The organism is Actinopolyspora sp. BKK2 (assembly GCF_011291845.1).
GTDB lineage: Bacteria > Actinomycetota > Actinomycetes > Mycobacteriales > Pseudonocardiaceae > Actinopolyspora > Actinopolyspora saharensis.
On record NZ_JAANTE010000001.1, the window covers coordinates 22140 to 34565 of the forward strand.

The window sequence follows — 12426 nt, forward strand, 5'->3', positions numbered from 1 at the left end:
CCGCACCCGCACGTGAGCCGAGGCGGGGAAACCCGCTTCAGCTCGCCGCCGAACCGTTCGGCGCCAACGTTCGGCGCAGGAAGTCCAGCTGCAGCAGCAGCAGGTTCTCCGTCTTGCTCTCCGAGGTGGGCATGTGGCTGACCCCGGGCAGCGGCAGCAGGGTGTGCGACTTCCCGGCCGAGGTGAGCGCCTCGGACATGCGCAGCGAGTGCGCGAACACCACGTTGTCGTCGACGGTTCCGTGGATCAGCATCAGATGCCCGTTCAGGCCTCCGGCGTCGGACAGCAGCGAGTTCGCGGTGTAGGTCTCCGGGGACGTGTTCGGGTCCCCGAGGTAGCGCTCGGTGTAGTGGGTGTCGTAGAGCCGCCAGTCGCAGACCGGGGCCCCGGCGATCGCCGTGTGGAACACGTCGGGGCGGCGCAGCACCGCGAGGGCGGCCAGATATCCCCCGAAGGACCACCCGCGGATCGCCACCCGGTTCAGATCCAGATCGGTGCGCTCGGCGGCGCAGGCGTGCAGCGCGTCCACCTGGTCCTGCAGCGGAGGGCCCGCGAAGTCCCCCGCGATCGCGCGGTCCCAGTCCGGGCCGCGCCCGCCGGTGCCGCGTCCGTCCGTGATCAGCACGGCGAATCCCTGGTCGGCGAACCACTGCGAGGTCAGGTACCCGTGCCTGCGGTGCAGCACGCGCTGGGCCTGCGGGCCCCCGTAGGGATCCAGCAGCACCGGAAGTCGCCCGTGCTCGGGAGCGTGCTCGCGGGGCAGCAGCAGGGCGCTGGACAGCTCGCGCTCTCCGAGGCGGAGCAGTTCCACCCGGGGAACGAGCGAGCTCTCCTCGGCGTGGGAGGCGATCTCGGCCACCGGGGAGTCCGCGCGCAGCACCCGCACCCTGGGGTGGAGCTCTTCCAGGTCCGCCGAGGACAGCACGGTGACGGGACCGCCCCGCGTGGCACCGTGGACTCCGGGCCTTTCGGTGCGGCGCTGCACCCCCCGGTCGCTCACCCGGTAGACGTGCACCTGGGACGGATCGTCCTCGGAAGCGGAGACCAGGACGTCGGTGTCGCCGATGTCCAGCACCGCGCGGACCTGCAGCTCCGGTCCCGTGAGGTCCTTGCCGTCGACCAGCAGCCGATAGGTCCCCTCCACCGGCGAGATCCGCACCAGCTCGCCCGCCGGGGTCCAGGCGGGCCAGCCGGTTTTGATCTCGACCCAGTTCCGGTCGGTCTCGCGGTGCACTTCGCGGGTGCCGCCGGTCCCCGGGTCGAGGGCGAGCACGGGGTGGCTGCGTTGATCGCGGCTCTGCACTGCCAGCAGCGGAGCACCGTGCTCGGACCAGTGGACGGCGACCAGGTAGGGGTGCTCGGCCCGGTCCCAGTCCACCGGGACGCGCCGGGTGACCCGCGTGCCGGTGAGTTCGAACAGCTCGAGCGCGACGTCGGCGTTGGCCTCGCCCGCCGCCGGGTACGGCATGGTGTTCGAGGACCGGGCCGGCTCGGCCGGGTCGGCCAGGCTCCAGCGGGCGACTTCCGACTCGTCCACCCTGGCGGCCAGGATCGCCGAGCCGTCCGGAGCCCACCAGTAGCCACGTCCCCGGTTCATCTCCTCGGCGGCTATGAACTCGGCGGTGCCCCAGCGCTCTCGCTCGTGCTCCGGTTCGGCGACGGGACGGTCGTCGCGCCCGTCGGAGCCGATCACGCGCAGCGCGCCGCCGGTGGTGTAGGCGATGCGGTCGCCGTTCGGGCTGAGCCTGGGGTCGGCGACGGGGTGCTGCGCGGGCAGCCTGGTCACCTGTCCGGTGTTCGTGTCGGCGACGAACAGCGACCCGGACAGCGCGAACGCCGCGGTGGACACTGCGCTGTCCACGGTGTACCCGGTGATTCCCGAGGCCCGTTCCCGGGCTCTCTCGCGCCGGGCCAGCTCCTCGGGCGAGGCGGCGTCCACCTCGTCGAGCCGGGCCGGGTCGGCCACGAGGTGCTCGGTGCCGTCCTCGGTGGTCAGCATCCACAACGCGTTGCTGCGGTCGGTGCCGCTCGCCGATCGCAGGAACAGCACCCGCAGGCCGTCCGGTGAAACGGTGAAATTGCGTGGCGCCCCCAAGGTGAAACCCTGGGTTCGGGCGCTGTGACGGGGAAACGTATCGGCTGCGGTCATGGCAGTAGCCTGCCAAACTCCGCTGCGCCCCGCGCGGGTGGGAGCGGGGCGACGGCCGGTCCGACTCCGCCGAGGTCGAGTCGGACCGGCCACCGGATCAGGCGACCACGATGCCCGCGATGGCGGCGCTCATCAGGTTCGCCAGGGTGCCCGCCAGCACGGCTCGTATGCCGAGCTGGGCGATCAGCGGCCTGCGGCTGGGAACTAGCCCGCCGAGCCCGCCGAGCAGGATGCCCAGCGAGCTGAAGTTCGCGAACCCGGTCAGCGCGAAGGTGACGATGACGGTGGTCCGATCGGACAGCTCGGAGGCCGCCGAGCCGAAGTCGGCGAAGGCGACGAACTCGTTGAGCGCGAGCTTCTGCCCGAGGAAGCTCCCGGCCTGCACCGCCTCGTCGAGCGGGACGCCGATGGCGGCCATCACGGGGGAGAAGACGTAGCCGAGGATGCGCTGGAAGGTGAGGTCCTCCAGCCCGAACAGACCGCCCAGACCTCCGACGATCAGGTTGAGCAACGCGATCAGCGAGATGAAGGCGAACAGCATCGCCCCCACGTTGAGCGCGAGCTTCAACCCGTCCGAGGCGCCGACCGCCGCGGCGTCGATCACGTTCCGCGGTTTCTCCGACTCGGCGGACTCCGCCTCGTTCTCGGATTCGGAGGACTGCCCGTCCGCGGCTCCCGCGGAGTCCTGCTCGGCGGAGTCGGTGCCCTTGGTGCTGGCCACCACCGCCTGGTCGCTTTCCGGCTTCTCCGTCTCGGGGACGACGATCTTGGCCATCAGCAGACCGGCGGGCGCTGCCATGAAGCTCGCCGCGATCAGGTGTGCCAGATCGACCCCGAGCAGCGAGTAACCGACCAGCACCGTGCCGGACACGGTGGAAAGTCCGCCCGTCATGACTGCGAAGAACTCGGAGCGGGTCATCCGCATCAGGTAGGGGCGGACCACGAGCGGGGCCTCGGTCTGACCCACGAATATGTTCGCCGTGGCGTTCAGCGATTCGGCCTTGGTCGTGCCCAGCACCTTCTGCAGGCCACCCCCGATGATGCGGACCACCCACTGCAGGATGTTCCAGTGGTAGAGCACGGCGGTCAGCGAGGCGATGAACACGATGATCGGCAGCACCTGGAAGGCGAACAGGGTGGTGTTCTCATCGAGGTTCTCGAGCAGGGGACCGACCATGAAGTCGATGCCCTCGTTGGCCGAGTCGATCACTTTGCCGACCCCGTCGGCCACGGCGCTCAGGACCTGTTGTCCCGTGTCCCAGCGCAGCACCAGAAAAGCGAATACGACCTGCAGGGCCAGGGCTCCGAGAACCGTGCGGGGACGGATGGAGCGGGGGCTCGTGGAGAGGGCGGCCGCGATCAGCAGCAGCACGAGCATGCCGCCGATACCCCATAGCACGTGCACGAAGACAGTCCTTTCCTACGGTTCGCCCGGTTCGTTGATCAGCGCGTTGTGCGAGCGGGAACCGTCGGCGTCGAGCTTGGTTCGATCACCGAATGTTGACACGTGTCTGATCAACTGGTCAGCGCGGGACACGTTTCGTCGTCGTGAAGAAACGAAGTCTTTCGCTGGGCGGAACCCGCGGAGCAGTGTGGATCTTCGAAGGTGGCGACCGGTACTGTGCGTGTTCCTCACGAGCCTTCCGGGACAGCCGCCTCCGGAGCGGCGCGGGCTCGGCTCAACCCCGTCGGTCGACCACGGCGGCGAGTTCGCGGATGAACACGAACACGAGGGGGAAGGCGCCCAGGACCGCCCAGCGGCCGTCACCGGACCACAACCACAGCAGGAGCCCGGCCAGCAGGGCCAGCACCCCGAGCCGCGTCGCCCAGCCCGCTCTCCGTAACCGGTTCAGCACCAGGCCCGTTGCGGCGAGGAGCACTCCTGTGACGAGCCAGTTCCAGTGCAGGGTGAACATCGCGAGGAGCAGTCCCGCGGCCGGTGGGGCCGTGGCCGTGTAGATGTCCGCGCGGGTGATGGTCGGTTGTTTCATCCGGGTGGGTCCCTTGCCTGTTCGTCGCTGGGGCGGCGCGCCTCGGTCGGGCGGTGCTGCGTCCCCAGCCGGGCGCAGGCCGGGAAGTGGATTCGGGACGATTCCACTTCACCCCTTCCGGGGAGCCGGCCCGCGCCCTCGTCCGTGTCGTTGATCGTGGAGTGCGCTTCTCGGGAACTGCGCTTTTCGGGGAACGGGGTCAGGAACCGGTTTCCTCGTCGATCCAGGAGAGGTAGTCGGAAGCGCCCGTGACGATCGGGGTGGCGATCACCTCCGGCACGTCGTAGTTGTGCTGCTGCTTGAGGTGCCCGATCAGCTCGTCGACGCGATCGCGGGAGGTTTTGATCTGCAGCTGCCACTCCTGCTCGTCCTGCACGCCCCCCTCCCAGCGGAAGAAGCTGCGAATCGGTGCCACTTGGACGCACGCGCCGAAGCGGCCCGCCACGACACCGCGCGCCAGTTCGGCGGCGGTCTCCTCCGAGTCGGTCGTCGTGATGACCTGTACGTATTCCGCCATGATCTCAGGCTAGCCGCAAAACGGCGAAAAGATCCGGCAGGCACGTTTACCCGTGTTCACCGGACGGTATCCCCGTGGCGGACAGTAGGCGCGCCGTTGGTCCCCCCGGGGGTGATCAACGACGCGCCCGCGGACGTACCTTGCCGCCAGGAGGGTGCCATGACGGATGCGGACGAACGCCGCGTGAACAAGGCCCTGCAGGGCTTGGAGTTCCCGGCCGACAAGCAGCGGCTGCTTCGCTACGCCGAGGACCGCCAGGCCGATCCGCGGACCCTGCGCGCGCTGCGGACGCTGCCCGAGGGGACGTATCAGGACAGTGCGGAGGTCGCCAGTGCCGTTCCGCAGCGTCCCGAGCAGGAATCGTCCTCGGGGTGAGTCCGTGATGCCGCCTTCCGGAAAGGCATATCCGCCGACGTAGAACGACAGTGAGGAGGGCCCGCAGTGCCCGAGTTGTTGCAGCAGGACACGATCGAGAAGCGGCTCGCTTCCGGCTGGGAGTACCGTGACGGCGCGGTGCACAAGACCTGGCAGCTCAAGGGGTTCCTCTCCGCGATGAGCCTGGCCAACGCCGTCGCCCACCTGGCGAACGAGGCCGATCACCACCCCGACATGTCCGTGCACGACTACAACCGGCTCACGGTGCACATCACCACGCATTCCGCGGGCGGTGTGACGGAGAACGATCTGGCCCTGGCCGAGCGCATCGAAGGGCTTCACCGCCAGGGGTGAAGCCCTCCCGCCGCGCGGGGAACCGGTTCTGCCCGCGAAGCCCGGGCCGTGATCTCCGCCAGTGAGGCCGCCCGGTAGTGATCCCTCCGGTCCAGCTGCGGGTCAGCCCGGGCAGTGGATCTGCGGGGAGGTGCCGTCGGTTCCGCCGAGAGCGCGGAACCGGCGGCACTCAGTTCTGCGGGGCCCGTGCTGCTCCGGAGGAGGGGCGCTCGCGGAAAGCGCCCCCAGGGGGTGCTTGGGTAGTGGTGGATTCGAGGGGGTGTGCGGGCGGCTGCCCGAGTTCCCGGGCGGGCGGAGCGGGCTTGCGCCGTCGAGCGGTCGTTGAGGCGCGTTTTCGCCCACCGGGTGAGGCGGAATGTTTCTTCGAGGGAACTTTTCTTCCCCGCTGCTTTGTGGGGAATCGATTTTCGGGAATGCTTTCCCGCGGGGAGGAACTTTTTTCGTCGGAAGTCCGCCCCGGCGAGGTTGGAACGTCGGCCGGGAGCGCACCACGGCCGCGCGTGGCTCCGGCAGGTTCGACGCGCATCGAAGGGACCGAGACGGGCGGGAGCTGCTCCGAAGGTGTGACCAGCTGTGTTCGTGGTGTTCGTGTTTTCAGTACTCAAAGAAATCATTGCCGTGTGGACGCGGATGGTTATCATCGAGTGCGGAGACGAGTGAGCGATCCTCACTCGGAAGTAAGCAACGGGATGGTCGTGGGGTTGACGGCGTCCCGGCTGGAGTGCGGTAGTGGTGGCGTCCGCTTGCGGAGGCGGTGACCCCGTCCTCGGCACCGGCAGCGTGCGCACGTGATCGCGGAACGTGAGCAAAGTTTTCCAGGATGTGGGACGCAGACGTGTAGGTGTAACACGTGTTACTTACTCGTAGTCGTGCACCCCGGAAATCTGTATAGTTCCGCAAACTGACCAAGAATGCAACGGCGCATCCTTCTTGTCAGCTCCGGAGAGGTTTTCACGGTCTCGCCTGTCGTATTCGCGCGGCTGAGATCGTTGCCTGACGACGGGAGGATCCGAATGCCGGTTTCCCAGAATGCGAGAGGTCGGATGCAACGGGGCGCCGACGGCGCGGGGCTTTACGACCCCGCCAACGATCACGACGCGTGCGGTGTGGCGCTGGTCGCCGACATGACCGGACGCAAAGATCGCGCGATCGTGCGCAATGCGCTGGAAGCGCTGCGTAATCTGGAACACCGGGGCGCGAAAGGCGCCGATCCGGACACTGGTGACGGGGTGGGAATCCTGACCCAGGTGCCGGACGCGTTCTTGCGCGAGGTTGTTCCGTTCGAACTGCCTCCCGCGGGGCACTACGCGGTGGGCAACGCTTTTCTCCCGGACGACGAGGCCGAGTTCGAGCGGGCCACGGCCGAGATCGAACGACTCGCCTCCGAGGAGGGGCTGAACGTTCTCGGCTGGCGCACGCTGCCGGTCGAACCGAGTTGTGCCGGTTCCCTGGCGCGGAGCGTGATGCCGCGCTTCCGCCAGCTGTTCGTCACCGAGGGGCCCGACGCGGACTCCGACGGGCGGGACGCGCGGATGCGGCTGGAGCGCCGCGCCTTCTGCCTGCGCAAGCGGGCCGAGCACGAGACGGACGTCTACTTCCCGAGCCTGTCGGCACGCACCCTCGTCTACAAGGGGATGTTGACCGAGGCGCAGCTCGACGCCTTCTTCATGGATCTGACCGACGAGCGCTTCACCAGCGCCATCGGGCTGGTCCACTCGCGGTTCTCCACCAACACCTTCCCCTCGTGGCCCCTGGCGCATCCGTACCGCTACGTCGCCCACAACGGTGAGATCAACACCATGCGCGGCAACCGGAACTGGATGCGCACCCGGGAGAGCATGCTCGACACCGAGCTGATCCCGGGGGACCTGTCCCGGATCTACCCGGTAGTCACCCCGGAAGCCAGCGACTCGGCCTCGTTCGACGAGGTGCTCGAACTGCTGCACCTGGGGGGACGGTCGCTGCCGCACTCCGTGCTGATGATGATCCCCGAGGCGTGGGAGAACCACGCGGAGATGGATCCGCAGCGCCGGGCCTTCTACGAGTTCCACAACAACCTCATGGAGCCGTGGGACGGGCCCGCCCTGGTGACCTTCACCGACGGGACGCAGATCGGCGCCGTGCTCGACCGCAACGGGCTGCGCCCCGGCCGCTACTGGATCACGCACGACAACATGGTCGTGCTCGCCAGTGAAACCGGTGTGCTGGACATCGACCCGGAGCGCGTCGCCCGCAAAGGCCGACTGCAGCCGGGGCGGATGTTCCTCGTCGACACGGAGCAGGGGCGCCTCGTCCCCGACGAGGAGATCAAGAACGACCTCGCCACGCAGTACCCCTACCGGCAGTGGCTCGACGAGGGACTGCTGCACCTGGACGAGCTGCCGCAGCGGTCCAGGGAGGTGCCGTCGCACTCCTCGCTGGTGCAGCGCCAGCAGTTGTTCGGTTACACCTCGGAAGAGGTGGACAGGCTGCTCAAACCCATGGCGAGCGGAGGTGCCGAGCCGGTCGGTTCGATGGGCAACGACGCCCCTCTCGCCCCGCTGTCCGAGCGCCCCAGGCAGCTGTTCGACTACTTCACCCAGCTGTTCGCCCAGGTGACCAACCCGGCGCTGGACGCCATCCGCGAGGAGATGGTCACCTCGCTGACCACGCACGTCGGTCCCGAGCACAACCTGCTGGAAACCGACCCGGCCGCGTGCCAGCAGCTCGTGCTGCCCTTCCCGGTGCTGGACAACGACGAGCTCGGCAAGCTCGTCCACATCAACGACGACGGGGACCGGCCGGAACTGGCGTCGGTGACCATCCACATGGTCTACCGCGCCTCGGGCGGTGGCCAGGCGCTGCGGGAGCGGATCGAGGAGATCTCCCGCGAGGTGTCCGAGGCCGTGGCAGGCGGCGCCCGGATCATCGTGCTGTCCGACCGGGGAGCCGACTCCGAGTACGCGGCGATTCCCTCGCTGCTGCTGACCGGGGCGGTGCACCACCACCTCGTCCGGGAGAAGACCAGGACCCAGGTCGGGCTCGTCGTCGAAGCGGGTGACGTGCGCGAGGTGCACCACGTCGCGCTGCTGATCGGCTACGGCGCCGCCGCCGTCAACCCGTACCTGGCGATGGCGAGCGTGGAGGAGCTGGCCGCGCGCGGCGAACTGTCGGGTGTGGACGGCAAGCAGGCCACCAAGAACTTGATCAAGGCCCTCGGCAAGGGGCTGCGCAAGACCATGTCGAAGATCGGCGTCTCCACGGTCGCCTCCTACACGGGGGCGCAGATCTTCGAGGCCATCGGGCTCGGCGAGGAGATCGTGGACCGGTGCTTCACCGGTACCACCTCCAGGCTCGGCGGTCTCGACTTCGAGACGCTGGCCACCGAGATCGGCGAACGGCACCGCAAGACCTTCCCCGCGGACGGGATCAAGGCCCACCACCGCGAACTCGACGTGGGCGGGGAGTACCAGTGGCGCCGCGAGGGCGATCCCCACCTGTTCAACCCGCACACGGTCTTCAAGCTGCAGCACTCCACGCGCAGCGGTCAGTACGACATCTTCAAGGAGTACACCAACTACGTGGACGAGCAGTCCGAACGGTTGATGACCCTGCGCGGGCTGCTGCGCTTCAAGGAGGGTGCGCGCGAGCCGGTCGACATCGACGAGGTGGAGCCGATCTCCGAGATCGTCAAGCGGTTCGCCACCGGAGGAATCTCCTACGGCTCGATCTCCAAGGAGATGCACGAGGTCCTCGCGGTGGCCATGAACAGGCTGGGCGCCAAGTCCAACACCGGTGAGGGCGGTGAGGACGCCGACAGGTTCACCGTGGACTCAAACGGGGACTGGCGTCGTTCCGCCATCAAGCAGGCCGCCAGCGGGCGTTTCGGCGTGACCAGTGAGTACCTGGTCAACGCGGACGACATTCAGATCAAGATCGCGCAGGGGGCCAAGCCGGGCGAGGGCGGACAGCTCCCCGGGCACAAGGTGTATCCGTGGATCGCCGAGACGCGGCACTCCACCCCGGGCGTGGGGCTGATCTCGCCACCCCCGCACCACGACATCTACTCGATCGAGGACATAGCCCAGCTCATCTACGACCTGAAGAACGCCAACCCGCGGGCGCGGGTGCACGTCAAGCTCGTTTCCGAGGTGGGCGTCGGTACGGTCGCCGCGGGGGTGAGCAAGGCCCACGCGGACGTGGTGCTCATCTCGGGGCACGACGGCGGCACGGGTGCCTCGCCGCTGTCCTCGATCAAGCACGCGGGTGCTCCCTGGGAGCTCGGACTGGCCGAGACGCAGCAGACGTTGCTGGCCAACGGATTGCGCGATCGGATCGTCGTGCAGACCGACGGCCAGCTCAAGACCGGACGCGACGTGGTGCTGGCGGCACTGCTCGGGGCCGAGGAGTTCGGTTTCGCCACCGCTCCGCTGGTGGTGTCCGGTTGCGTCATGATGCGGGTGTGCCACCTGGACACCTGCCCGGTCGGTGTGGCGACGCAGAATCCCGACCTGCGGGCCAAGTTCGACGGGCAGGCCGACTACATCGTCAAGTTCTTCGAGTTCATCGCCCAGGAGGTCAGGGAGCACCTCGCCGCGCTCGGTTTCCGCTCCATCGAGGAGGCCATCGGGCACACGGAGGTGCTCGACACCGATCCGGCCTCCAAGCACTGGAAGACCGAGGGCATCGACCTGTCGCCGATCCTGCACGTGCCCGAGGTCGCCGAGGGCGAGGCCAGGCACTGCACCGGCAAGCAGGAGCACGGGCTGGAGAAGGCGCTGGACAACACCCTGATACAGCTCAGCGAGGGAGCGCTGTCGGACGGGTCCCCGCTGCGCCTGGAGATGCCGATACGCAACGTGAACCGTTCGGTCGGCACCATGCTCGGTTCCGAGCTCACCCGGAAGTGGGGCGGGGCCGGGTTGGCCGATGACACGATCGACCTCACCTTCACCGGTTCGGCGGGACAGTCGTTCGGCGCCTTCGTGCCGCGCGGCATCACGCTGCGGCTGGTCGGCGACTCCAACGACTACGTCGGCAAGGGGTTGTCCGGTGGCCGGATAGTGCTGCGTCCTCCGGAGAGCGCGGGTTTCGCGGCCGAGCGGAACGTGATCGCGGGCAACGTGATGCTCTACGGTTCCACCGGCGGCGAGATGTACGTCCGCGGGATGGTCGGCGAGCGGTTCGCCGTGCGCAACTCGGGCGCCTTCGCGGTCGTCGAAGGAGTGGGCGACCACGGTTGTGAGTACATGACGGGCGGCCGTGTCGTGGTTCTGGGCGACACGGGACGCAACTTCGCGGCGGGCATGTCCGGTGGCCTCGCCTACGTTCTCGACCTGCGTCCCGAGCGGGTCAACCAGGAGATGGTGGATCTGGATCCGCTCGAGGAAGAGGACCGGCGGGAGCTGGCCGAACTGGTCGACAAGCACCGCGCGGAGACGGGCTCCACCGTGGCGCGCGACCTGCTGGCTGACTGGGACTCCGCGGTGCGGCGTTTCGTCAAGGTCATGCCGAAGGACTTCAAGCGCGTGCTCAATGCCAAGGCCGATGCCGAACGCGACGGCCGCGACGTCAACGAGGCGATCATGGAGGCCGCACATGGCTGATCCGAAGGGCTTTCTGACCACGCCGCGCGAGACCCCGCGGCGCCGTCCGGTGGACATTCGCATCAAGGACTGGCGGGAGGTCTACGAGGAGTTCTCCCAGCAGAACCTGCAGCAGCAGGCCGGGCGCTGCATGGACTGCGGGATCCCGTTCTGCCACCAGGGCTGTCCGCTGGGAAACCTGATCCCGGAGTGGAACGACCTCGTCTGGCGTGAGGACTGGCGCAGCGCCATCGAGCGGTTGCACGCGACCAACAACTTCCCCGAGTTCACGGGGACGCTGTGCCCGGCTCCCTGCGAGGCCGCCTGCGTGCTCGGCATCAACTCGGACGCCGTGAGCATCAAGCAGGTCGAGATCGAGATCGTCGACCGGGCCTGGGAGGAGGGCTGGGTTCAGCCGCAGCCCCCCGAGACGCGGACCGGCCACACCGTGGCCGTGGTCGGCTCGGGACCTGCGGGGCTGGCAGCGGCTCAGCAGCTCACCCGGGCCGGGCACCGCGTGGTCGTCTACGAGCGCGCCGACCGGATCGGCGGGCTGCTGCGCTACGGGATCCCCGAGTTCAAGATGGAGAAGTTCCGCCTGGACCGCAGGCTCGATCAGATGCGCGCGGAGGGAACCGAGTTCCGGACCGGCGTGAACGTGGGCGTGGATCTCACGGTCGAGCAGTTGCGCGCGGAGCACGACGCCGTGGTGATGGCGGGCGGCTCCACCCGGTCCCGCGACCTTCCGACCACGGGCCGGGAGCTCAACGGTGTCCACCAGGCGATGGAGTACCTGCCGCCTGCGAACCGGGTGCAGGAGGGCGACCTGGAGCGCTCGCCCATCGACGCCGCGGGCAAGGACGTGGTCATCATCGGAGGCGGCGACACCGGTGCCGACTGCCTCGGTACGGCGCATCGCCAGGGCGCGGCCTCCGTCACGCAGCTGGAGATCATGCCCACTCCTCCGAAGGAGCGGGTGGACAACCAGCCGTGGCCGACCTACCCGATGCTCTACCGGGTCTCCTCGGCGCACGAGGAGGGCGGTCAGCGGTTGTTCTCGGTGAACACCCAGGAGTTCCTCGGCGACGAGCAGGGCAACCTGCGCGCGCTGCGCCTGGTCGAGGTTCGCCGGGAGAACGGCCAGTTCGTTCCGGTGGAGGGCACGGAGCGGGAACTGCCGTGCCAGCTGGTTCTGCTGGCCATGGGATTCGCCGGCCCGGAGCGGGCAGGCCTGGTCGACGAGCTGGGCGTGGAACTCGATCCCAGGGGCAACGTCGCGCGAAACGACTCGTTCATGACCAGTGTGGACGGTGTGTTCAGCGCGGGTGACATGGGACGCGGGCAGTCGCTGATCGTGTGGGCGATCTCGGAGGGGCGGTCCGCCGCCGCGGGCGTCGACCGCTATCTGAGCGGACGCGATGTGCTTCCGGCGCCCATCGCTCCGACCGATCGGCCGCTTTCCTGAACTGCGCTCCA

Annotated in this window: 8 protein-coding genes; 4 read left to right on the plus strand and 4 right to left on the minus strand. The window is 68.5% G+C overall.

Annotation, left to right across the window (positions count from 1 at the left end):
- Positions 1-37: 37 nt before the first annotated feature.
- The 4 genes from G9Q41_RS00115 to cutA all read right to left on the minus strand — a co-directional run bounded on the left by G9Q41_RS00115 (position 38) and on the right by cutA (position 4657).
- On the minus strand, positions 38-2149 hold the full coding sequence (locus G9Q41_RS00115) for a prolyl oligopeptidase family serine peptidase (protein WP_165631663.1): 2112 nt from the start codon (positions 2147-2149) through the stop codon (positions 38-40).
- A 97-nt stretch (positions 2150-2246) separates the two neighbouring features.
- Complete coding sequence (locus tag G9Q41_RS00120) at positions 2247-3527, minus strand: nucleoside transporter C-terminal domain-containing protein (RefSeq protein ID WP_092521758.1); 1281 nt, start codon at positions 3525-3527, stop codon at positions 2247-2249.
- A gap of 301 nt (positions 3528-3828) precedes the next feature.
- Positions 3829-4140, minus strand: coding sequence for a hypothetical protein (locus G9Q41_RS00125; protein WP_092521757.1), 312 nt, complete (start codon positions 4138-4140; stop codon positions 3829-3831).
- 199 nt (positions 4141-4339) lie between these two features.
- Complete coding sequence (cutA, locus tag G9Q41_RS00130; RefSeq protein ID WP_092521756.1) at positions 4340-4657, minus strand: divalent-cation tolerance protein CutA; 318 nt, start codon at positions 4655-4657, stop codon at positions 4340-4342.
- Positions 4658-4816: 159 nt separating this feature from the next.
- On the opposite strand from cutA, the gene G9Q41_RS00135 reads away from it, so the two are divergent.
- From G9Q41_RS00135 to G9Q41_RS00150, 4 genes are all read left to right on the plus strand, one after another.
- Complete coding sequence (locus G9Q41_RS00135) at positions 4817-5032, plus strand: DUF2795 domain-containing protein (protein WP_092521755.1); 216 nt, start codon at positions 4817-4819, stop codon at positions 5030-5032.
- A 66-nt stretch (positions 5033-5098) separates the two neighbouring features.
- The gene (locus G9Q41_RS00140) at positions 5099-5386 is read left to right on the plus strand and encodes a 4a-hydroxytetrahydrobiopterin dehydratase (RefSeq protein ID WP_092521754.1); all 288 of its coding nucleotides are present in this window, start codon (positions 5099-5101) and stop codon (positions 5384-5386) included.
- A 1013-nt stretch (positions 5387-6399) separates the two neighbouring features.
- The gene (gene gltB, locus G9Q41_RS00145; protein ID WP_165631662.1) at positions 6400-10971 is read left to right on the plus strand and encodes a glutamate synthase large subunit; all 4572 of its coding nucleotides are present in this window, start codon (positions 6400-6402) and stop codon (positions 10969-10971) included.
- Positions 10964-12415, plus strand: coding sequence for a glutamate synthase subunit beta (locus tag G9Q41_RS00150; RefSeq protein ID WP_165631661.1), 1452 nt, complete (start codon positions 10964-10966; stop codon positions 12413-12415). Before gltB ends, G9Q41_RS00150 begins: the two co-directional genes overlap by 8 nt.
- Positions 12416-12426 lie beyond the last annotated feature (11 nt).

Coding starts and splice junctions, on each gene's coding strand:
- G9Q41_RS00115 (WP_165631663.1), bottom strand. CDS start 2,149: ATGACCGCAGCCGATACGTTTCCCCGTCACAGCGCCCGAACCCAGGGT.
- G9Q41_RS00120 (WP_092521758.1), bottom strand. CDS start 3,527: ATGCTCGTGCTGCTGCTGATCGCGGCCGCCCTCTCCACGAGCCCCCGC.
- G9Q41_RS00125 (WP_092521757.1), bottom strand. CDS start 4,140: ATGAAACAACCGACCATCACCCGCGCGGACATCTACACGGCCACGGCC.
- cutA (WP_092521756.1), bottom strand. CDS start 4,657: ATGGCGGAATACGTACAGGTCATCACGACGACCGACTCGGAGGAGACC.
- G9Q41_RS00135 (WP_092521755.1), top strand. CDS start 4,817: ATGACGGATGCGGACGAACGCCGCGTGAACAAGGCCCTGCAGGGCTTG.
- gltB (WP_165631662.1), top strand. CDS start 6,400: ATGCCGGTTTCCCAGAATGCGAGAGGTCGGATGCAACGGGGCGCCGAC.
- G9Q41_RS00150 (WP_165631661.1), top strand. CDS start 10,964: ATGGCTGATCCGAAGGGCTTTCTGACCACGCCGCGCGAGACCCCGCGG.